The organism is Marinobacter profundi (genome assembly GCF_002744715.1).
GTDB lineage: Bacteria > Pseudomonadota > Gammaproteobacteria > Pseudomonadales > Oleiphilaceae > Marinobacter > Marinobacter profundi.
Genome location: NZ_KZ319367.1, coordinates 330839 through 351798, shown reverse-complemented (window position 1 = coordinate 351798; position 20960 = coordinate 330839). Strand labels below are relative to the sequence as shown.

The window sequence follows — 20960 nt, the reverse complement described above, 5'->3', positions numbered from 1 at the left end:
TGCGCTGCGGCCTTTATGGCTGTCAGCTGTCGAACGTATCCGGATCCTTGTAAAGCTGGATGATGTGGGGCCCGGGGCCGGCACCGGGGGTCGGCCCCGGCGTGCCACTGCCACCGCAGTCATCCTTGAACTGACCATAGAACACGGCCTGACCTTGCTGTGTCATTTCATCCACCATGTAGAAGCAACTGAACCCCAACAGTTCCACGGAGTCCTGACCGTTGGCCAGGCCGTCGCAGTTGCCCACCGGCAGGGTCAGGATGCGCCGGCCGGGGTAACCGCTGGGGGGAGAATTCGGGTCCACGGCGGCATACTGGGCCAGGTACCAGTCCAGGTCATAGGCCGGCACTGTCTGGTTCTGGTAATCGGTTTCTGTATAGGGTTCATGTTGGGAGAACCAGTCCGGTGGGTAATCCGCCGCATTAACCGGGCCGTTATAGATCCCCAGCCGGGTATTGATGCCCTGGGCAAACGGGCCCACGGTGTTGCCGGGCTCGGTCTCGATATTGCCGTCCTCCCCGGTGCTCAGGCAGGCATCGAACTTGCCGGCGGCGGCTTCCCGCAAATCCGCGCCACCGGCGCTGCCATCCAGGCGGATCAGGTAGAAATTGCCATTACCCACCTCGGAACTGGTGCCGGAGCCAATTTTCAGCTGCTCGATCTCCCCCCAGCTGTAACCGAAGGTGGTACCGGGCGGGCTTTCCTCCTGGGGGGTACCGCAGGCCATCATCGGCACCACGTTGCAGGCTTTTTGCAGCGAAGGGCTGGGGCCGGCAACGGCAGTGCCGGCAATGGCCAGGTCGTTAAACCCGAAGACCGGCGCAAACCATTCAGCAATCCCGTAGCTGGCCACGCTCGCCCGCACATACTGGGCCGGCGTGGTGCCGGCAATAAACGGATTGAGCGTGGAGGAGAATTCCAGGGTCAGACTCAGGGTGCCACTGGCCATCGCCTCTCCCAGCCCACTGTTGCCAGGGGCTGCGGCATTGGCAGAAAACGTTGTCTGGCCGGCGGCATCCGCCAGCCCGACATTGCCGGTCTGGTCCAGCACCTTGGCCGCACTCAGGGCCGCCGCATCCAGCGCGTTCTGCAAACGGGTCTTCTCAAGATGCGCATTGCTCATATCGAGGGCCAGGGCCGCCATGCCCAGAATCACCAACAGCGAAATGGCGACCAGCGGCAGAATGGCGCCCCGCTGACGGTTGTTTGTGCCGTTAACCTGTTCCATGGCCGGCCCTCCCCGTTACCGTTACTGTTGCAGTCCGAGCCCGGCGCCAGTGCTCATGGCCGGCGCCATGCGATCTGGTCTGCCGGTATCCTTGCGATAGCTGTTATAGCCGGCTTCGGCTTTCTGGCCATCCAGCATGGGCATACCCGTTGCTTCCTGCTGGGGTGGCACATACTTCTGGGCCGCAATCATCTGCCGTACCGAGTTGCCAAACTGGTCCTCGGAGCTGGGTGAGGCACAGCCAGTCAGCAGCAGTCCTGCCGCCATACCTGCCACAACCCCGGCCACAACCACCCGGATATTCCGTGTTATTGATTCCATGGTTCTCACCTCAGAGTTCGTGTCCGAATTGTCCCTTTACACTGCCCTGCTGCATGGGCGTTGCCCCTGAGCCGGGTTTTCTCCTGCCCTCGGTATAGCCGAGGAGATAGAACTCCAGGTCCGACGGTTCCACAAAGTGGTCGGTAGGCAGGCTGAACTGCTCACGCCCGACGGGTTTGGCAAAGTGGGGAGTCACCAGGATAACCAGTTCGGTCTTGCCCTTGATGTACTCTTGGCTGCGGAACAGGTTGCCGAGAACCGGCAGGTCGCCCAGGCCCGGGAACTTGTTGACCCGCTCCCGGAGGTTTTCATTGATCAGGCCGGCAACCCCGATGGTCTGGCCATTACCCAGTTCCACGGTAGACGAAGCACTGCGGCTGGTCAGGGCATTGATAAAGAAGGTCGCCGCGGTGTCGGGCACCTCAAGGGCAATGGAGTTCTGGTTGCTCAGCTCGCTCACCTTGATGTTCAGCTTGAGACTGATCATGCCGGAATCCAGCACCGTGGGCAGGAAACCGAGGCTGATACCGAATTCCTTGAATTCGATCTTGACGCCGTTATCCTGGCCACTGCCTACCGGGATCGGGAACTCACCGCCGGCATGGAAGGTGGCTTCCTGGCCGGTCAGGGTGGTGAGGGTAGGCTCGGCCAGCACCTTCGCCAGGTTGTTTTCCTGGGCCGCGTCGATCACCAGGTCAAACAGGGTGTCACCGTCGAGGAAGCTGGCGAACAGGCCGGTTGTCTCGAAGGTCATGGGCTCGCGCAGGATCTGGGTACCCGGCAGGTTGGGCGGCAGCAGACCGCCGGTGCCGCCACCCGGCAGCAGCAGGCCCGAAGGTGCGAGGGCAGTACCGTTGTTACCGGCACCTATGGTCAGCAATGAGTTGGCATTAATGGCCTCGAACTTGGCGCCAATACGCTTGAGGAAATCCCGCGATACCTCGGCCACCTGCACCTCCAGCATTACCTGCTGGGCGCCGCCTACCTGCATCATGTTGAGGACCGCGCCCGGCTCCTCGCCTCCCTGGAAGCTGCGAGCCAGGTCCAGGGCGGAAGCCATTCGCGCCGCACTGCTGACTTCACCGCTGAGAATGATGGCGCCCTGGGATGAGCGGACTTCAATCTCCTCCCCGGGGAGGATCTGGTGGAGCTTGGATTTCAGGCTTTCCAGATCATGAGTGACTTCAATACCGACAGCACTGACGACCTGGTTGTTGCTGTCCCACAAGGTCACGTTGGTGGATCCCAGCTTCTTGCCAACCACGTAGAGTTGCCGTGAGCGGAGGATCAGAATGTCTGCAATCTCCGGGTTACCCACGGAAATCTTGGCCACGGGCTGTTCAATGTACAGGATCTGGGACTGGTTCAGCGCCACTTCCACTACCTGCCGGTCCATGCCACTCGCGAGCATGACCTGTGCCGTAGCACCGGTCGGGATCGCGATCACACACAGCAGAGCCAGTCCGATCAGGTAGCCCTGCAGTGATGCTTTATGCGCTGTTATTGTCATGGTCACTCTCTCCCTGGGTTACTTCCTTATGGGCTACCGCACTCCTCTGGCAGCCGCTGCATCAAAACCTTCGTTAGCTTGTGCTATCCGCTACCAGCAAGCCTTCTACATGGAAACCTTCGAGGTGCTGACTTCGGTACCGCGAATGATGGTGACTTTCGGCGAGCTGGCTACCACCCGGCGGGGTTTCGGGGCGGGTGCCGGCTCAGCTTTCGCTACTACCGGCTCCTTGACAGGCTCGGGGACAACCTCCGCCACGGGTTCCGGCCGGAGGCTGTCATCCAGCGGGTTCCGCAGCGCCAACTGGATCATGCCTTCCTGGGTGGCCTTGACCAGCTCCTCGGCTTCATCCGAGCTCAGTTCCAGGGTGACCGCCCGCACAATCACCGGCTTGTCCTTTTCTGGCGAAGCCGTCTGGTCCACCGCCAGTACCTTGATGTTCTCCAGCAGCGTCTGCGACTCGTAGCGGCGGTTACCGTTGGGTTTCGCAGCCACGATATCGACCCGGTTGCCGGGCATCAGGAAGCCTGCGACGCCCACCACGTCATTGACCCGCACGGTGACCGCTCGCTTGTTAGGTGCAATCACCGCGGAAAGCGCGCTGCCACCGCCAAACGCGGCCACTTTTTCCTTGAGGAGAATTTCCCCCGGGTAGATGGTGGTGGTGGCGACGAAGCCTTCGATGGCAGAGGCTTCGTTATATGCATTCGACGGCACCATCGCCCGGGGCATGTTTGTTACCCTGAGATCGCTGGCCTCCACCTTCTTGCCGAAGGGAATCTGCAACGCCGCCACCACCACGGGCACACCGTCTTCGGTGGCCGGTGATGCAAAGCGGTCCAGCGCCCATCCCCTGGCGAGGAAGGCCGCAGCCAACCCCATGGCAAGGGCAAAAGTAAGCATGAGAATCGTTCTTGACTTGAACATAGCGGTCACCCCACGTTATCCAGCTGTACGAAGTAGTTTTGCCAGGCCCAGCGGATGGATTCGGTGCTGAGCCGGGCCGGTAACCCGCGGTACCGGCAATAGTCACTGACCAGCCCGAGCAGGTCCCGGGGATGACAGGGCAGCAGCAGGTTGCCCTGGGTCGGATAGAGTTCCGTCATCATGTACCGGGCAACCTCGGGATCATCTTCAATTCCCATGGTCTGGCAGACCTGGCGCCACAATCGCAGGAAGGGCTCGGGCGCCAGGGTTTTGAACCCCACCTTGTGGCCAATACGGCGAAGGAAGGCTTCATCTGCCAGTTCGAGGGGATTCAGGTTGGTCGAAAAAATCAGCAGCATGTCGAAGGGAACGGCAAAGTGCTGCCCTGCCCGGAGGTTGAGAAAGTCCCGCTTCTCCTCCATCGGCACAATCCAGCGGTTAAGCAGGTCCACATGGGACATCCGCTGCCGGCCCAGGTCATCAATCAGCAGCATGCCGTTACTGGCCTTGAGCTGCAGGGGTGCCTGGTACTGTTTGCGCTGTTCGTCGAATTTGAGATCCAGCATATCGAGGGTCAGCTCACCGCCGGTGGTGACCTCGGGACGGTGACAGAGCACATAGCGGGGATCGTGACCATGGGTCAGGTCAACCGGATCCTGTGCCTCGCCGTGAACCGGGTGATGGAACTCCGGATCAAACAGACTGATGACAGTGCCGCCCACCAGGATGGCATACGGCACGTAAACAGGCCCGTCGAGCAGTTTGACCAGCTGGCGGGTGATGTAGCTCTTGCCACTGCCGGCCGGACCATAGATGAACATGGCGCGCCCGGAGTGGACAGCTGGCCCCAACTGGGCCAGCAGGCCTTCGTCAATGACCGTATCCCGGAACAGGCGGTGAATATGTTCCTCGGTGACCACGCACTTTGACACCGACTGACGCCGGACCAGGCCTTCATAATCGGCAAGGAGAACGGGCGCCGGCCCGCAGTAGCCGTCCCGGGCCATGGCATCCAGTGCCGCCGCCCGCCCGCGATCGGTCAGGGCATAGCGCACGCCGCTGCCAGACAAGTCCGCGCTGCGGCTCTCCACCTTGGCTTCCTGGCGCAGCACGTTGACCACCGGCTCCAGTACTGCCCCCGGCAGTGCCAACTGGCGGGCCAGGTGGTGCAGGGTCTGGTTGCTCGCCAGGTTGAGGTGCTTGAGCAGCAGGTCTGCCACAAAGAAATGATCCAGGCCGGTTTCTTCAAGGCTGTGGGGCCTTGCCACACTGGCGGTGGCCGGGGGGTAGAGTTCCCTGTCCCTGGTGATCATGAGTTCGGCATCCATTGCGTACTCCTTTCATATTCCGGGCGATTTGATTCGCTAGATAATGGCCAGCGCGGTGCCGCAGGCGATGGCCAAGGCATAAGGGAAACGTAATCCGGCCGCCTCGCCGGGTGCCGGGGGAATGTATTGGGGCTGCTTGGCGGTCAATAACACGAACATGGAGCTATAGCGGCGAAGCATTGCCGGCAGACCACCCCGGACGGTGATATACACCAGTGCAATTACGCCACCGGCCAGGATGGTCATCAGGGCCGCAATCACAACGGTGCCGGGGCCGACAACCGTGCCTACGGCAGCCAGTAGCTTCACGTCTCCAGCGCCCATGGCCCCAAAAAGATGGAAAGGCAGGAAGCAGAGCAGCCCTGCCACCAGTCCGGTCGAGGCAAACATCAAACCTTCCCACTGGCCGAACCACGCATGCAGCACGGTGGCGACTAATACCATGCTGAAGGTTAATTTATTGGGAACCCTGGATGAGGAAAAATCACTGATGACCGCCGTCACGAGTCCAACAAAGAGAATTGTTACCGCCCAGTTATTCAGCTCCATGACTCCTCCGACCTGCATTCGAGGTTAAAAAGAGGGGGCAAAACCCCCTCTCAAAAGGACTATGGCGTGGGGGCAACAATTTTGTCCGCGATGCCAGTAATTACAGTGGTGATGTTTCCGCCCAAAAGAGTGAACGCACCCACCGTACCAAGTACGATCAAAGACCCAGCCACCGCATACTCCGACAGCTCCAAACCTTCCTCATCCCGTAGAAACTGGACCAGTTTTTCCTTGAAATTTTTCATCTCATAACTCCTGCAGTCATTAGAAATACTTCCATGCTTGTACAGCACCTGTTCCGTGCGCTGTATTAACGAAGATAGGCAAGGCGGGTATTCAACCGTTAGGAGAATTCCGGACGGAAACTAGGAGTATTTTGCAGAAGGTCAGATTTTGACGCGGGGGCCGGCGGAAAGCTGGAGTGGTACGGGTGCGCACTTTACTCTTGCGACCCTGTCGGCACTTTCGACCCTGTCGGCACCTTCGACACGCTCTCCCTGCCCCGTTCCCGTCGCCCCGGCCCTGCCGGCACGCCACTGCTGGCGATACTGGGAGGGAGTCAGGCCGGTCTGGCGCTGGAACATGCGGGAGAAGTGGGAAGCATCGTGAAAGCCGACGGCCCAGCACACATCAATGATGGCGGCACTGTTGTTGTGGAGCAGCTCGGCTGCCTTATCCAGGCGGCGCTGGACGATGTAATCCTGGAAGGTAATGCCATGCACCTTCTTGAAGGCACGGCTTAACTGATAGCTGTTGGTATCGCAGCGCTCGGCGATGTCCGCCTGCATCAGTTTGTCGGCCAGGTGCTGATCGATATAGGCGGCTGCGCACTCGACGATTTTTTCTTCGGCCCGGTGTTTCTGGAAGCGAGCATCTTCGGGGAGCGGTTGCTTCTGCAGGATGGTGTTGCGACTGGCCCGGCCGGACGAGCTAACCACCAGTTGCCCCAATCGGGTCAGCGATTCGATGACCGTTTCCGCATTCACCGGTTTGACAAAGTAATCCCAGACCCGCGTCCGCAAAGCCCAGACGGCCAGTGCCTCCGAGTGCTGTTCGGTGAACATCACCACCGGTACCGAAGTGAACCGCTGCTTGGTTTCACTCAGCATCGAGAGGCTGGAAATGTCCGGAAAATCAAACTCGAAACAGGTAATTACACGATCTTCCGTGTCATACACTGCTCCAAGATCGTCTGTCCTCGACACCGTTACAACCGGAAAATGACGCTCAATAACCCTGACGACTGCCGGATCCGCGCCGTACTGCGTGGCGTCGACCAGCACAATGGTCGCTTTCTCCATCCCGCCAACCCCTTCTTCTGTTTATTCGGGCATCCAGTTCCGTCTGAACCTGGGGGAAAAACATGGATTTTTGGTAATGTTTACTGTTTCACAGTTGAAACTAATAGGTAAGGCATGCCGACATGTCAAGAAAGGTGGGTAAAAACTGAGCAAATTTTGGCCTGGCAGGTCACATAGATCCTACCAGGGCCAAACTACAAACAAGTCCTACCAGGGCCCGACCACAAACCCGAGCTTGTCCGGCAGCCACAGGGCAATACCCGGTACCAGCATGACCAGCAACAGGCTGACGCCCATGGCAGCAATGAACACCAGGGCCCAGCCCAGGGTGTGTTCCAGGCGAATATTGGCTATCCGGGTGGTCACCATCAGGTTGACGGCAACCGGCGGGGTGAACTGGCCGATGGCAATGTTCATCGCCAGCAGGATGCCGAACCAGACCGGGTTCCAGCCGAAGTGGTTCATCAGCGGCAGCACAATGGGAATCAGGATAAGGTAGATGGACACCGCATCCAGCAGCATGCCGGCAATCAGCACCAGAACCATCACCAGGCCCAGCAACACCCAGCCGTTCTCGGACAGGGTCAGCAAAGCCTCGGCGAGATGGCGGAAGGTTCCCAGGGTGGTGCCCGCCCAGGCAAAGATGCCGGCCAGGGCAATGATCAGCATGACAACACCGGAAGTAACCGCGGCATCGGTCATCAGTTCAAACAGGCTGCGCAGGCTGAGGTTGCGATACACCAGGGTGCCAACAATCACCCCGTAGGTCACTGCAACAACTGCAGCTTCAGTCGGCGTAAACAGCCCCGAGCGCAGCCCCCCGAGGATAATCACCGGGGCGAACAGGGCCGGCAACGCGGCCCGGAAACTGGGCCAGAACGGCGGCCGCTCGGCGGTCTTGGGGTCTTCCCAGCCATATCTGCGCGCCAGGAACAGGGCGGGAACCAGCAGGGACAGCCCCGCCAGGATCCCCGGAAACAGCCCGGCGGCGAACAGCGCCCGCAGGTCGACGCCGGGCACCACAATCGAATAAAGAATCAGTGCAATGGATGGCGGAATCAGGATGGCAGTCGATGACGACGCGGCAATCAGGGTCGCAGAAAAAGGTTGTGGATAGCCCGCCTTGCGCATGCTTGGCAGCATCACCATGGCCACGGCCGCGGCATCCGCCGGTCCCGAACCGCTCATACCGCCCATGATCAGGCAGACCAGTACCGCAACCACGGTCAGGCCGCCGTGACGGGGGCCGATAATGGCCTGGGCAAAGCGGACCAGGCTGGCAGCCACCCCTGCCCGCTCGAAGATCAGGCCGGTCAGGATAAACAGCGGAATGGCAATCAGCGGGTACTTGGCCACGCTGTTGTAGGTGTTGGTGCCGAGGGTGGCCAGCATGTCAGGTGACAGCCCCGCCAGGATACCCACCACGCCACCAAGACCCAGCGCAATCGCCACCGGAACCCCCAGCAGCAGGGCCAGCAGGAAGCTGCCAATCAGCAGTAGGTCAGGACTCATGAATCACCTCCGGGTCCTTCTTGCCCCGCAGGCGATCGATCAGGTTCTGGGTCATGCGGATGATGATGGCAAGCGACATCAGCGGCAGCCAGATCACGTAGATCCAGTTGGGCAGCCCCAGCCCCGGAGACAGGGACTCCCACTGGTATTCCTCCCAGGCAAACTTTGCCCCGTACCAGGTAGTAATACCCAGCACAATGACGCCGGCCAGCCACTGCAACACAAACACCACCTTACGGGCCTGTGACGGCAGGTAATGCTCGATCAGTTCGATACGGATGTGCTGATTATGACGGGCCGCCACCGCAGCCCCCGCGAACGTCAGCAACACCAGCAGAAACACCGAGAACTCCTCCGTAAAGGCGAACGAGGCATCGGTTGCGTAGCGGACAATGACGTTCCCCAGGCTGATCACACAAATGGCAATCAGCGCCAGGGTTGCCAGCCAGGCTTCTGGCCGGAACTTCGGGGGTCGGGTTGGCATGGTTACTCCGGTTGAATGGTCGCCGCTTCAGGCTTACTGCTGACGCTCGGCAACGGCCTTCTGCGCCTGCTTGACCAGGTCCTCGCCAATGCGGGGCGTCCACTTCTCGTAGACCGACTGGGTTGCGGCCACAAAGGCGTCGTGCTGTTCCTGGGTCAGCTCGGTAACCTCAACACCGCGCTCCTTGATCGCGGCCAGGGTCGCGTCCAGCTCGGCACGGGATTTCTCGATTTCCCACTGGCCGGCATCAATGGCCGCCTGCTTCAGCAGTTCCTGGTCTTCCGGGCTGAACTGGCTCCAGACCCGGTTGCTGACCGCAAACACCAGCGGATCGGCCATGTAGTGCCAGAGGGTCAGATGGGTCTGGCCAACCTGATCAATCCGCGCCACGTCAAACACCGACAGCGGGTTTTCCTGGCCGTCCACCGCACCGGTGGTCAGTGCCGGCTTGGCATCGGCCCAGCTCATCTGGGTGGGGTTGGCCCCCAGTGCCGTGAAGGTATCCTGGAACAGCGGTGAACCCACAACGCGGATTTTCAGCCCGTCGAGGTCAGACGGCTGGCTGATGGTGCGCTTGGAATTGGACAGTTCGCGAAAGCCGTTCTCGCCCCAGGCCAGCGGCGTTACACCGCGCTTCTCGATGGCGGCAAAAACGGCCTTACCGGCTTCGCCCCGGGTAATCGCGTCAATAGCCGCGTTGTCCGGCATCAGGAACGGCAGGGAGAAGAGGTTCAGCTCCGGTACCTGCGGTGACCAGTTAATGGTGGAGCCCACCGCCATATCAATCAGCCCGGAACGCATTGCCGAGAACTCCTTGGTCTGGTCGCCGGACACCAGCTGGGAGTTGCTGTAAATCTTCATGTTAATGCGCCCTTCGGAGCGCTCTTTGACCAGCTCGACCCACTTGTCGGCAGCCTGGCCCCAGGGGAAGGCCGACGGCAATACGGTGGAGACGGTGTATTCATCCTTGTACTGGGCGTTGGCAACAGAACTGAATAACAAAGTTGCGGCAGCAGCAGCCATAAACGTTCTACGATTCAGCATCTCTTCTTCCTTTTGTTATGTTCATTCTTTGGCAGCTGCAGGACGGAAAAGCGGCTGCTGTGAGCGATTATAGGAGGGGGCCGCGGCAGGAGGCAAAAATAAAAAGTCTAAGCCAATGTTGCAGAAGAAAAATTTAACAATGTTCCCCCTGGTCTGGGCTGGCCCGCACAGCTCCGGTCACAGCCTCACCACAAACCCGCCACAACCCCGCGCAGCAGAGCGAAGGCGCTTCCGGGTAACCCGCCCCTTGAAATCGCTCCCTGATCGGAATACTGTATATTTAAACAGTATTCCGAGAAATTCCCATGAGTGAGCTACTGAACACGCTGATGCAGGATGCCCGCGTCTGGCAGGGGCACCGGCCTATTCAAACCAGCCAGCCAGCAGAGCCGACCGGCTACCAGGTGCTGGATAACCAGCTCGGCGGTATTGGCTGGCCCCGTGGTGCGCTCAGCGAATGCCTGCTGGATGCTCCCGGCATCGGTGAGCTGCACCTGCTGCTGCCACTGATGCAGCGGCTCACCCGGGCCGGCAAGACCGTCTTCTGGCTCAACCCGCCCCATATTCCCTATGCACCCGCCCTGGCCCGTGAGGGTGTTGACCTGGACCAGGTCATTCTGATCCATACCCGCGGCGAGGGTGATTTCCTGTGGACCCTGGAGAACTGCCTGCGCTCGCCGGTAACCGGCCTGGTCATGGCCTGGCCGGACAAGCTGGCCGCCCGCGAGGTCCGGCGCCTGCAACTGGCGGCCGAAGCCGGCAGCAATGTCTGCGTACTGTTCCGGGAGTGTCGTTACGCGGAACAGAACTCCCCGGCGGCCCTGCGCCTGGAGCTGGAACCCGGCGACCATCAGGACCTGAAAATCCATGTGCTCAAGCGCCGTGGCAGCTGGTCCGGACAGCGCTGCGCACTGGCAATGGCCCAGCGGGCGGACCTGGCCTTCCGGGAGGCTCCCCGGGTTGTCCATGGCCCCTGGGCAGGCTCCCGTCGCTAAAGGCTGTTTATGCTCTGGTTGTACCTGCACTTCCCTCACCTGTTGCTGGACCACATTCGCCGCTCCCGGGACAACGCCGGTGCCCTGGTGATTGTGGAGGGCTCCGGCCAGAAAGTTATCCAGGCCTGTCCGGAGGCGCGGGACCAGGGCATTAGGGCCGGCATGCGTCTGAAAACCGCCATCAGCCTGGTACCGGACCTTGGTATCGTGCGGGCAGACCACAAACAGGAAGCGCGCATCCTGGCCGACCAGGCCCTCTGGCTCTACCGCTACGCTGCCCACATCGTGCTGGTGCCACCGGATGGCGTGCTGGCCGAGGTTGGCAGCCTGCAACGGTTGTATGGCGGCTTGCCCGCAGCCTGGCAAACCGTAGAGCACGCCCTCAATGACCGGCAGCTGACGGCCTGGATGGCCATTGGCCATACTCCGCTGGCAGCGCGGCTGCTGGCCCGCAGTGGCAAGGGCGAATGTACCGCCGACCAGGGCCATATCCTGCGCAGCCTCGGGCAAATGCCGTTGCTGGCTGCGGGATTTGACGAGCGTACCTGCACGCGCCTGCAGCGGCTGGGCCTGAACACCCTGGGAGAAGTCTTTGACTTACCCCCGGCAGAGCTCGCCCGCCGGCTGTCACCGGAAACCCTGGCCCGCATCCAGAAAGTCCAGGGCACCAGGGCCGACCCGCAAATCCCCTGGCAGCCGCCCCACCACTTCCGCCAGCAGGCGGACTTTGTGCAGGAAATCGAGCACGCCCAGGGCCTGCTGTTCCCCCTGCAGCGAATGCTCGGCGAACTGGAAGAAGACCTGTGCTGGCGACAGCAGGATACCGACAGCCTGCTCCTGGTGCTGCACCACCGCCATCAGGAACCGGCCCGGTTACGGATCAGAACGTCCGGCCCGGAGCATCGGGCGGAAGCCTTTCTGAACCTGCTGCGCCTGCGTTTCGAGCAACAGCCCTTACAGGCACCGGTCATCGCCCTGGTGCTTTCGGTACGCCGCTTCATTGACCGGGAAGCACCCTCTGGCCAGGACCTGCTGGGAGAAACCCGCGACCTCAACGAAGCCTGGCACACCCTGGTCAGTCGCCTGCAGGCCCGCCTGGGGGCACAGGCGCTCCGGCGACTCTCGCCGCAGGCCGATCACCGCCCGGAACGGGCCTGGTCTGCCACCGAGGTGGCCCGGCAAACCCGCCCGGCCCGCACCGACCTGCAACAACTGCCCCGTCGCCCGTTGTGGTTGCTGCAAGGCCCCCAACCCCTCACCGAAGCCCCCCGGGCCTGGTTTGCCGGCCCGGAACGGGTCAGCGGTGGCTGGTGGGACGGCCAGCGGGTCCAGCGGGACTATTACATCGCCCAGCTGCACAGCGGCCAGCTGGCCTGGGTGTTCCGCGATGTGCGGGACGGCTGGTTTGTGCATGGCTGGTTTGGCTGATGTCTGCCCCGTCCTATGCCGAGCTGTTCTGTTTCAGCAACTTCACCTTCCTGACTGGTGCCTCCCATCCCCATGAACTGGCAACGCAGGCAGCGGAGCTGGGCTATACCGCGCTGGCCATCACCGACGCCTGCTCGGTAGCCGGAATCCCCCGCGCCTGGGCCGCCCTGAAGGACAGCCCGGTCAAACTCATCACCGGGAGCTGGTTCGAACTCAGCGATGCCCCGCCCGGCGCGGCGCTCCCCCGCTTTATCCTGCTCGCCCGTTCCCGTACCGGCTACGGCCAGCTGTGCCAGCTGATTACCACCGGGCGGCGCCGGGCCGAAAAAGGCAGTTACCGGTTGCTGTTCCGGGATCTCGAAACCCACGCCCTGGATGACTGCCAGTGCCTGTGGCTGCCGCCCGCGATTTCGCATGCCGGTGCCGACGAGGCCCTGGCCTGCGGCGAGTGGCTACAGCGCCTGTTCGAACCACGGCTGCGGATTGCCGCCAGCCGCACCCTGGAATCCGGCGAGGAGCAACTGCTGGCCCGGGTGCGCTGGCTGGCAGACCAGCTACGCTGCCCGGTGGTGGCAACCGGCGAGGTCCACATGCACAGCCGCGAGCGCCAGCCACTGCAGGACGTACTCACCGCCCTGCGCCACAACACCCCCCTGGAACAGGCCGGCCACCACCTGTTCCAGAACGGGGAGCGATACCTGCGACCACGAGCGGTGCTGCAGCGGTTGTTTCCGGAAGCCTGGCTGAACGAAACCCTCGCCATTGCCCGCCAGTGCACCTTCGAACCCGGCAGCCTGCGCTACGAATACCCGCCAGACCTGGTGCCAGACCACGAAACGCCCGCCGGCTACCTGAAGAAGCTCACCCGGGAAGGCGAGCGCCGCCGTTACCCGCAGGGCACCCCGCTCAGCGTCCAGCGCCTGATCCGCAAGGAGCTGGAGCTGATCTCGGAGATGAACTACGAACACTACTTCCTGACCATCCACGACATCGTCGCCTTTGCCCGCAGCCGCGGCATCCTGTGCCAGGGCCGCGGCTCCGCCGCCAACTCGGCGGTGTGCTACTGCCTGGGCATTACCGAGGTAAACCCGGTACGGGTCGAACTGCTGTTCGAGCGCTTCATCTCGAAAGACCGGGACGAACCGCCCGACATCGACGTGGACTTCGAGCACGAGCGGCGGGAGGAAGTCATCCAGTACATCTACCGGCGCTATTCCAGGGAACGGGCCGCCCTGGCCGCCACCGTCATCCGCTACCGCCCCCGCAGCGCCATCCGTGACGTGGCCCGGGCCCTGGGGTTTGATCCGGCATTGGTGGAACAGCTACTCGAAGGCATCGACTGGCGGGACAAAGCCACCAACTGGCGCCAGCAAATCCTCGACAAGCGGCTGACCCGCAATCCCCGGGTAGCGGACCAGTTCTTTACCCTGGTCAATACCCTGCTGGGCTTTCCCCGCCACCTGTCCCAGCACGTCGGTGGTTTTGTCATCAGCGCCGGCCCGCTGGCAGAACTGGTGCCGGTGGAGAACGCCGCCATGGCCGACCGCACCGTTATCCAGTGGGACAAGGACGACCTCGAAAGCCTGGGCCTGATGAAAGTCGACGTCCTGGCCCTGGGCATGCTCTCCGCCATCCGCAAGTCCCTGGCGCTGATCAGCGAAGAAAAAGGCCAGTCCTTCACCATGCAGGACATCCCCGGCGAGGACCGGGCGACCTATGCCATGCTGCAACAGGGCGACAGCATTGGCGTATTCCAGGTGGAATCCCGTGCCCAGATCAACATGCTGCCGCGGCTGAAACCGGCAACCTACTACGACCTGGTGATCGAGGTAGCCATCGTCCGCCCCGGCCCCATCCAGGGCGACATGGTGCACCCCTACCTGCGCCGCAAACACGGCCTGGAAGCGGTGGACTATCCCAACGACGCCATCCGCGGAGTCCTGGAGCGCACCCTCGGAGTACCCATCTTCCAGGAACAGGTCATCAAACTGGCCATGGTAGCCGCCGGCTTCTCCGCCGGAGAGGCCGACCAGCTGCGCCGCGCCATGGCGGCCTGGAAATCCCACGGCGACCTTACCCCATTCCGCGACAAACTCATCAGCGGCATGCTGGAGCGGGGCCACGATGCAGACTTTGCCGAGCGGCTGTATCAACAGATTTGCGGTTTCGGGGGTTACGGCTTCCCCGAGTCCCACGCCGCCAGTTTCGCCCTGCTGGTATACGTGTCGGCGTGGATCAAGCGGCACCATCCGGCTGCCTTCTACTGCGGCCTGCTCAACAGCCAGCCCATGGGTTTCTATTCGCCCTCCCAGCTGGTGCAGGACGCCCGCCGCCACCAGGTAACCGTACTGCCGCCGGATGTTAACCACAGCCAGTGGGACCACACCCTCGAAGGCCCCGACCGCCAGCTGCGCCTGGGCCTCAGAATCATCAACGGCCTGTCCGGCAGCAGCGCCGACCGCCTGTGCCAGCACCGCCCCGCCACCGGCTACCGCTCCGCCACCGAACTCCGCCGCCTGGCCGGCCTGAACCAGCGCGACATGGAACTGCTCGCCGGCGCCAACGCCATGCCCGGATTCAGCGCCAACCGGCACCAGGCCTACTGGCAACTGCTCGGCCATGAACAACCCACCGCCCTGTTCGCCGCAGAAGACCCGGACGACTACCAACCCGACCAGTGCGACCAGCTCCCCACCCCCACCGAAGGCCAGAACGTCGTCGCCGACTACGCCAGTCAGGGCCTCACCCTGCAACGCCACCCTCTGGCCCTGCTCCGGGAACAGGGCCACCTGCGGTTCTGCCTGACCGCCGAGCAACTGAAAACCACCAAAGCCGGCATCCCCGTCCAGGTCGCCGGCCTCGTCACCGGCCGCCAACGCCCAAGCTCCGCATCCGGCGTCACCTTTGTCACCCTTGAAGACGAAACCGGCAACGTAAACGTCGTAGTCTGGCTGGAAACCGCACGGCGGCAGCGGAAGCCATTGCTGACTGCCCGGTTGTTACATGTGAAAGGCGTACTGGAGAGAGAGGGCGATATCGTGCATGTGATGGCGGGAAAACTCTCGGACCTGAGCCATCTGATTAACTCGTTACCGGTCAGCTCTAGAGATTTTCATTAAATACTGAGTATTTCGACGAACTCCCTTCACAACAAGGGCAGGCAACCGTGAAGTCTGAAAGCATCGCTGTGCTCACCCGGAACCCGAACCCCTGAAACAAGAAAACCCCGCCCAAAGGCGAGGTCTTCTCAAAGCAGCGGAGAAAAATCAGCTCAACAGCTTGATCATCACACCCGCAGCCACCGCAGAGCCGATAACACCAGCCACGTTCGGGCCCATCGCGTGCATCAGCAGGAAGTTCTGCGGGTTAGCCTCAAGACCCACCTTGTTGGAGACCCGCGCCGCCATCGGCACCGCAGATACACCGGCAGAACCAATCAGCGGATTGATCGGATCCTTGGTGAACTTGTTCATCAGCTTCGCCATCAGAACACCTGACGCCGTACCAACACCAAAGGCAACAATACCCAGTGCCAGAATACCCAGGGTCTGACCATCCAGGAACTTGTCCGCCATCAGCTTGGAACCAACCGACAGCCCCAGGAAAATGGTCACAATGTTGATCAGCGCATTCTGGGCAGTATCACTCAGGCGCTCGACCACACCGCATTCACGCATCAGGTTACCGAAGCAGAACATACCCAGCAGCGGCGCCGCATCCGGCAGGAACAGCACCACGGCAATCAGTACGACCAGCGGGAAAATGATCTTTTCCTTTTTGCTGACCGGACGGAGCTGGGTCATCTTGATCTTACGCTCTTGCTCGGTCGTCAATGCCTTCATGATCGGCGGCTGGATCATTGGCACCATCGCCATGTAAGCGTAGGCCGATACTGCAATAGCACCCAGCAAGTGCGGCGCCAGAACGCTCGCCACATAGATGGAGGTCGGGCCATCAGCACCACCGATAATCCCGATGGCCGCTGCTTCCAGGATGGTAAAGTCCAGCACACCGGTCCAGTCCAGCAAAGCCGCACCCAGAACCGTACCGAAGATACCGAACTGGGCCGCTGCACCCAGCAGCAGAGTCTTCGGGTTGGCCAGCAACGGACCGAAGTCCGTCATCGCGCCCACGCCCATGAAAATGAGCAGCGGGCCGATGGTGCTGCCGATAACAACTGAGTAGAAGTTATACAGCATGCCATTGCCATAGCCAAAATCCTGGGCGATGGAGTTTGCCATCGCCATCTCGGAGTAACTGGCTTCCTTGACAGCCGCCTTGAAAGCTTCTTTCAACTCAGGCGTTACCGCCTGGCCGGCCTGATACGCCACATCCAGCGGCGCGGCCAGCGCAGCCAGAATCTGGGTCGCCTCGCTCTTGAGCGCGAAGTGAATGGCATTTTCCGCCGCAGTCAGGGCAAGCCCTGCCTCCGGAATGTTCGCCAGGATGCCACCGAAACCGATCGGTACCAGCAGCAGCGGCTCAAAGCCCTTGCGAATCGCAAGGAACAGCAGCAGAAGGCCAATGGCAATCATCACCACCTGGCCGAGCTCTATATTGAACAGGCCACTACCTGTCCACAATGTCATCAACTTATCCATGGAATGCTGGCCCTTATGCGATTGTCAGCATTTCATCATCAACAGCGACGGCATCACCGACCTTGATGAAGACTTCGCCGACAGTGCCGGCTTTGGGTGCGCGAATCTCGGTTTCCATCTTCATGGCTTCGAGAATGATCAGCACCTCACCTTCCTCAACGGTGTCACCCGGAGAGACCAGCACCTTGAAGATGTTGCCACCCAGCGGAGCCAGCACCGGTTCACCGTCACCGGCAGCCACGGCGGGAGCCGCCGCCGCAGCCGGTGCAGACGCGGCACCACCCTGGGCTTCGATCTGGCTGATCTCGCCACCTTCGCTGACGGCAACCACAAACTTCTTGCCGTTGACTTCCACGGTATAAGTCTCGGGACCCGCTGCCTTCTTCGCGGCCGGAGCCACGTCATCCGCGCTCGGGACCGGCTCGAACGCATCCGGATTACCGCGGTTTTCCAGGAACTTCAGGCCAATCTGCGGGAACAGGGCGTAGGTCAGAACATCGTCCACTTCCTGCTCGGCCAGCTTGATACCCTTCTCTTTGGCGATGTCTTTCAGCTCGGCGGTCAGCTTGTCCATTTCCGGTTCAAGCACATCCGCCGGACGACAGGTCATCACTTCCTTGCCATCCAGAACACGCTCCTGCAACTCTTTGTTCATGGGTGCCGGCGCTGCACCATACTCACCCTTCAGGATGGCAGCCGTTTCCTTGGAGATGGACTTGTAACGCTCACCGGTCAGCACGTTCAGTACTGCCTGGGTGCCCACAATCTGGGAAGTCGGAGTAACCAGCGGAATGAAGCCCAGATCTTCGCGAACCTTGGGAATTTCTTCCAGAACCTGGTCAAACTTGTCACTGGCGTTCTGCTCACGCAACTGGTTCTCCATGTTGGTCAGCATGCCACCCGGCACCTGGGCAATCAGGATACGGGAATCGGTGCCACGCAGGCTGCCTTCAAACTTGGCGTACTTCTTACGCACTTCGCGGAAGTAAGCGGCAATTTCCTCCAGCAGGTTCAGGTCCAGGCCGGTATCACGGTCGGTACCTTCCAGAATCGCGACGACCGCCTCCGTGGGCGAGTGACCGTAGGTCATACTCATGGAGGAGATGGCGGTATCCACGTTATCAATACCCGCTTCAGCGGCCTTGATAGCCGTTGCAGTGGACATGCCGGTGGTGGCATGGCACTGCATGTGGATCGGGATATCCAGCTCTTTCTTCAGACGACTGACCAGCTCATACGCTACGTAAGGCTTGAGAATGCCCGCCATGTCTTTGATCGCGATGGAATCGGCACCCATATCGGCAACTTCTTTCGCCAGCTCAACCCACATGTCGATGGTGTGCACCGGGCTGGTGGTATAGGCAATGGTACCCTGGGCATGCTTGCCGGTTTTACGTACCGCCTTGATGGCGCGGTCCATATTGCGGGGGTCGTTCATCGCGTCGAAGATACGGAACACGTCCACACCGTTTTCGGCGGCACGCTCACAGAAACGATCAACCACATCATCCGCGTAATGGCGATAGCCCAACAGGTTCTGACCACGCAACAGCATCTGCTGTTGGGTGTTGGGCATGACTTTTTTCAGCTCGCGGATACGCTCCCAGGGGTCTTCGCCCAGGTAACGGATACAGGAATCAAAGGTAGCTCCACCCCAGGACTCCAGAGACCAGAAACCGACTTTGTCGAGTTTCTCGGCAATGGGCAGCATGTCATCAAGCCGCATACGGGTGGCAAGCAGGGACTGGTGGGCGTCACGCAGGATAACGTCCGTAATCCCCAGCGGTTTCTTGGTGTCTGTCATCGTGTCAGCCTTCTGTTTAAAGGTTCTAATTCGTCAGCGCAGTCACTTCTTGTGGCGTGACCGGTATTGTGCAATCGCCTTCTTGATAGCCTCAGCAGTATCAGCGTCTACGGACGCAGGCGCCTTGGGCTTGGCACGTGGCGTTCTGGCCGGGGTCGCCGGCTCGGGCGGCGCAAACCGAACAATGATCTTGGACATGAGTCCGGTCGCAAACACCAGTACAACCAGGAATGCGAACACGAAACCCATACCAGCAATCATCAGATCGATGGCCTGTGACATCAGCTCATTCATAGCGAACAGCTACCTGTATTTAAGTTGCGTGATTTTCCCCGAAAACGCTGCGGAACCGTGGCCCGAAAAGCACTATTCGGGGGGCAAAATCCTGCGTAATTTACCGGTTTCCTTTTCCGGTAGCAAGCTGACGAAACTCCGCAATAAGGGGTTTCCGAGCGTCCTGACCCGAAATGACAGGCTCCGCCAACCGATACCGATTCTCGTTTCAGGCGAACCTTACCCGCATTTTACGCCCTTTGATCCGCCCGTTTTCCAGTCTTTTTAACGCCTCGTTGGCGAAGCCCGCCTCGATTGCAACAAAACACTGGTAATCGAACAGATCAATCTTGCCCACAGCGGTACCGGGTAATCCGGCATCACCGGTCAGCGCGCCCAGCACGTCGCCCGGCCGCACCTTCTCCTTGCGTCCGCTGCCAATACAGAGGGTCCGCATTGCCGGCTTCAGCGGCCGGACCGGCGTGGCCAGCAGCGCTGCGGTATCCCCCCAGAGCACCGGAGCGGAACGTCCTGCCTCCAGGCGATTGATCTTGTGGGCCTGGGCGGGTGTGCAAAAGGTGACGGCCAGGCCCTGCTCGCCGGCCCGACCGGTTCTTCCTACACGATGGGTATGCACTTCCGGATCCCTTGCCGGGTCCACATTGACCACCAGCGGCAGGGACTTGATATCCAGCCCGCGGGCAGCCACATCCGTGGCCACCAGCACCGGGCAGCTCTGGTTGGCAAAGCGGACCAGCACACTGTCGCGGTCTTTCTGCTCAAGGTCACCATGCAGCGCCAGCGCGGCAAAGCCCCGCTCGTTGAGGGCAGCGGCCATCTCATCACACTGCTGCTTGGTGCTGCAAAAAGCGATACAGGATGGCGGCTGCCGCTCGGATAACAGTGCCATAAGGGCCTCGGCCTGCTGGCCCGGCGCAATCTCGTAGAACAGCTCATGGATATCCGGTGCCGTTGCCTCGTCACTGACCCGCAGGTCCACCGGTTCGGCCTGGTAACGGGCACTCAGCTGACGGATGTTTTCCGGCCAGGTTGCGGAGAACATCAGCGTCTGCCGCTTTTGCGGGGTCTGGCTGATGATGTCTTCAACCGCTTCTTCGAAGCCCATTTCCAGCATGCGGTCGGCTTCATCCAGCACCAGGGCCTGCAGCCGGTCCAGCTGCAGCGTGCCCTTGCGAAGATGGTCCTGCACCCGACCGGGGGTACCTACCACCAGGTGGGCACCATGGCTGAGCGAGCCAATCTGCGGGCCGATCGGCACACCGCCACACAGGGTCAGCACCTTGACGTTGTCTTTGGCACGGGCCAGCGCACGCAACGACTTGGCCACCTGGTCCGCCAGCTCCCGGGTCGGACAGAGCACCAAGCCCTGCACCGCAAAGGTCTTTGGCCGCAGCCGCTCTACAAGGCCGATGCCGAACGCTGCCGTCTTGCCACTGCCGGTTTGCGCCAACGCAATCACATCCCGGCCCGCAAGTGCCGGGGGCACGGCCAGGGTCTGGATGGGGGTCGGCGTCTGATAACCGAGTTGCTGGAGATTGGCGAGCATAGCCGATGACAGACCAAGCTGGCTGAAAGAAGACATAAAGAGAAATTCCCGGGAATGAGTGAAGGCCGGCTTCGACCATGATTGCAGT

At 61.1% G+C, this 20960-nt stretch carries 18 protein-coding genes; 3 read left to right on the top strand and 15 right to left on the bottom strand.

What is annotated here, in order from left to right; translation table 11 throughout:
• Positions 1-22: 22 nt before the first annotated feature.
• The 11 genes from CLH61_RS01540 to CLH61_RS01490 form a co-directional block, all read right to left on the bottom strand.
• On the bottom strand, positions 23-1228 hold the full coding sequence (locus tag CLH61_RS01540) for a pilus assembly protein TadG-related protein (RefSeq protein ID WP_099612940.1): 1206 nt from the start codon (positions 1226-1228) through the stop codon (positions 23-25).
• A gap of 21 nt (positions 1229-1249) precedes the next feature.
• Positions 1250-1549 carry a hypothetical protein gene (locus CLH61_RS01535; protein ID WP_143752055.1) on the bottom strand — a complete coding sequence of 100 codons (300 nt, stop codon included), beginning with the start codon at positions 1547-1549 and terminating at the stop codon, positions 1250-1252.
• Between the two features lie 10 nt (positions 1550-1559).
• A complete protein-coding gene (locus CLH61_RS01530; RefSeq protein WP_099612938.1) occupies positions 1560-3059 on the bottom strand; it encodes a type II and III secretion system protein family protein in 1500 nt (499 codons plus the stop codon).
• Between the two features lie 105 nt (positions 3060-3164).
• A complete protein-coding gene (gene cpaB, locus CLH61_RS01525) occupies positions 3165-3986 on the bottom strand; it encodes a Flp pilus assembly protein CpaB (RefSeq protein WP_211289045.1) in 822 nt (273 codons plus the stop codon).
• A 5-nt stretch (positions 3987-3991) separates the two neighbouring features.
• Positions 3992-5314, bottom strand: coding sequence for an ATP-binding protein (locus tag CLH61_RS01520; protein WP_099612936.1), 1323 nt, complete (start codon positions 5312-5314; stop codon positions 3992-3994).
• Between the two features lie 36 nt (positions 5315-5350).
• Positions 5351-5863, bottom strand: coding sequence for an A24 family peptidase (locus CLH61_RS01515; protein WP_170003556.1), 513 nt, complete (start codon positions 5861-5863; stop codon positions 5351-5353).
• A gap of 59 nt (positions 5864-5922) precedes the next feature.
• Positions 5923-6108: a Flp family type IVb pilin gene (locus tag CLH61_RS01510; protein WP_099612934.1), complete on the bottom strand. Its 186-nt coding sequence runs from the start codon at positions 6106-6108 to the stop codon at positions 5923-5925.
• A gap of 141 nt (positions 6109-6249) precedes the next feature.
• The gene (locus CLH61_RS01505) at positions 6250-7164 is read right to left on the bottom strand and encodes a helix-turn-helix domain-containing protein (RefSeq protein WP_099612933.1); all 915 of its coding nucleotides are present in this window, start codon (positions 7162-7164) and stop codon (positions 6250-6252) included.
• 207 nt (positions 7165-7371) lie between these two features.
• The gene (locus CLH61_RS01500; protein ID WP_099612932.1) at positions 7372-8676 is read right to left on the bottom strand and encodes a TRAP transporter large permease; all 1305 of its coding nucleotides are present in this window, start codon (positions 8674-8676) and stop codon (positions 7372-7374) included.
• Positions 8666-9160: a TRAP transporter small permease gene (locus CLH61_RS01495; RefSeq protein WP_099612931.1), complete on the bottom strand. Its 495-nt coding sequence runs from the start codon at positions 9158-9160 to the stop codon at positions 8666-8668. The genes CLH61_RS01500 and CLH61_RS01495 overlap by 11 nt, the downstream gene beginning before the upstream one ends.
• 33 nt (positions 9161-9193) lie before the next feature.
• Positions 9194-10204 (bottom strand): DctP family TRAP transporter solute-binding subunit, encoded by a 1011-nt coding sequence (locus CLH61_RS01490; RefSeq protein ID WP_099612930.1) that lies wholly within the window; start codon positions 10202-10204, stop codon positions 9194-9196.
• Between the two features lie 305 nt (positions 10205-10509).
• Between CLH61_RS01490 and imuA the strand changes: the two genes are divergently transcribed.
• The 3 genes from imuA to CLH61_RS01475 are packed head-to-tail and all read left to right on the top strand — an operon-like array spanning position 10510 to position 15746.
• Positions 10510-11199 (top strand): translesion DNA synthesis-associated protein ImuA, encoded by a 690-nt coding sequence (gene imuA / locus CLH61_RS01485; RefSeq protein ID WP_099612929.1) that lies wholly within the window; start codon positions 10510-10512, stop codon positions 11197-11199.
• A gap of 9 nt (positions 11200-11208) precedes the next feature.
• Positions 11209-12627, top strand: a complete 1419-nt coding sequence (locus CLH61_RS01480) for a Y-family DNA polymerase (RefSeq protein WP_099612928.1) — start codon at positions 11209-11211, stop codon at positions 12625-12627.
• Positions 12627-15746: an error-prone DNA polymerase gene (locus CLH61_RS01475; protein WP_099612927.1), complete on the top strand. Its 3120-nt coding sequence runs from the start codon at positions 12627-12629 to the stop codon at positions 15744-15746. The genes CLH61_RS01480 and CLH61_RS01475 overlap by 1 nt, the downstream gene beginning before the upstream one ends.
• 147 nt (positions 15747-15893) lie before the next feature.
• Here CLH61_RS01475 and CLH61_RS01470 read toward each other — a convergent pair whose 3' ends face one another.
• From CLH61_RS01470 to dbpA, 4 genes are all read right to left on the bottom strand, one after another.
• Positions 15894-17228, bottom strand: coding sequence for a sodium ion-translocating decarboxylase subunit beta (locus CLH61_RS01470; RefSeq protein ID WP_099612926.1), 1335 nt, complete (start codon positions 17226-17228; stop codon positions 15894-15896).
• Positions 17229-17241: 13 nt separating this feature from the next.
• Complete coding sequence (oadA, locus tag CLH61_RS01465; protein WP_099612925.1) at positions 17242-19032, bottom strand: sodium-extruding oxaloacetate decarboxylase subunit alpha; 1791 nt, start codon at positions 19030-19032, stop codon at positions 17242-17244.
• 42 nt (positions 19033-19074) lie between these two features.
• Positions 19075-19326: an OadG family protein gene (locus tag CLH61_RS01460; protein ID WP_099612924.1), complete on the bottom strand. Its 252-nt coding sequence runs from the start codon at positions 19324-19326 to the stop codon at positions 19075-19077.
• Between the two features lie 208 nt (positions 19327-19534).
• Positions 19535-20908 carry an ATP-dependent RNA helicase DbpA gene (gene dbpA / locus CLH61_RS01455; protein ID WP_099612923.1) on the bottom strand — a complete coding sequence of 458 codons (1374 nt, stop codon included), beginning with the start codon at positions 20906-20908 and terminating at the stop codon, positions 19535-19537.
• Between the last annotated feature and the right edge of the window lie 52 nt (positions 20909-20960).

What these genes read in the sequence shown, in the direction of transcription:
- CLH61_RS01515 (WP_170003556.1), bottom strand. Translation starts at nt 5,863, where the DNA reads ATGGAGCTGAATAACTGGGCGGTAACAATTCTCTTTGTTGGACTCGTG.
- CLH61_RS01475 (WP_099612927.1), top strand. Translation starts at nt 12,627, where the DNA reads ATGTCTGCCCCGTCCTATGCCGAGCTGTTCTGTTTCAGCAACTTCACC.
- CLH61_RS01505 (WP_099612933.1), bottom strand. Translation starts at nt 7,164, where the DNA reads ATGGAGAAAGCGACCATTGTGCTGGTCGACGCCACGCAGTACGGCGCG.
- CLH61_RS01490 (WP_099612930.1), bottom strand. Translation starts at nt 10,204, where the DNA reads ATGCTGAATCGTAGAACGTTTATGGCTGCTGCTGCCGCAACTTTGTTA.
- CLH61_RS01500 (WP_099612932.1), bottom strand. Translation starts at nt 8,676, where the DNA reads ATGAGTCCTGACCTACTGCTGATTGGCAGCTTCCTGCTGGCCCTGCTG.
- CLH61_RS01510 (WP_099612934.1), bottom strand. Translation starts at nt 6,108, where the DNA reads ATGAAAAATTTCAAGGAAAAACTGGTCCAGTTTCTACGGGATGAGGAA.
- dbpA (WP_099612923.1), bottom strand. Translation starts at nt 20,908, where the DNA reads ATGTCTTCTTTCAGCCAGCTTGGTCTGTCATCGGCTATGCTCGCCAAT.
- CLH61_RS01460 (WP_099612924.1), bottom strand. Translation starts at nt 19,326, where the DNA reads ATGAATGAGCTGATGTCACAGGCCATCGATCTGATGATTGCTGGTATG.
- oadA (WP_099612925.1), bottom strand. Translation starts at nt 19,032, where the DNA reads ATGACAGACACCAAGAAACCGCTGGGGATTACGGACGTTATCCTGCGT.
- CLH61_RS01495 (WP_099612931.1), bottom strand. Translation starts at nt 9,160, where the DNA reads ATGCCAACCCGACCCCCGAAGTTCCGGCCAGAAGCCTGGCTGGCAACC.
- CLH61_RS01480 (WP_099612928.1), top strand. Translation starts at nt 11,209, where the DNA reads ATGCTCTGGTTGTACCTGCACTTCCCTCACCTGTTGCTGGACCACATT.
- CLH61_RS01520 (WP_099612936.1), bottom strand. Translation starts at nt 5,314, where the DNA reads ATGGATGCCGAACTCATGATCACCAGGGACAGGGAACTCTACCCCCCG.
- CLH61_RS01530 (WP_099612938.1), bottom strand. Translation starts at nt 3,059, where the DNA reads ATGACAATAACAGCGCATAAAGCATCACTGCAGGGCTACCTGATCGGA.
- CLH61_RS01535 (WP_143752055.1), bottom strand. Translation starts at nt 1,549, where the DNA reads ATGGAATCAATAACACGGAATATCCGGGTGGTTGTGGCCGGGGTTGTG.
- CLH61_RS01540 (WP_099612940.1), bottom strand. Translation starts at nt 1,228, where the DNA reads ATGGAACAGGTTAACGGCACAAACAACCGTCAGCGGGGCGCCATTCTG.
- imuA (WP_099612929.1), top strand. Translation starts at nt 10,510, where the DNA reads ATGAGTGAGCTACTGAACACGCTGATGCAGGATGCCCGCGTCTGGCAG.
- CLH61_RS01470 (WP_099612926.1), bottom strand. Translation starts at nt 17,228, where the DNA reads ATGGATAAGTTGATGACATTGTGGACAGGTAGTGGCCTGTTCAATATA.
- cpaB (WP_211289045.1), bottom strand. Translation starts at nt 3,986, where the DNA reads ATGTTCAAGTCAAGAACGATTCTCATGCTTACTTTTGCCCTTGCCATG.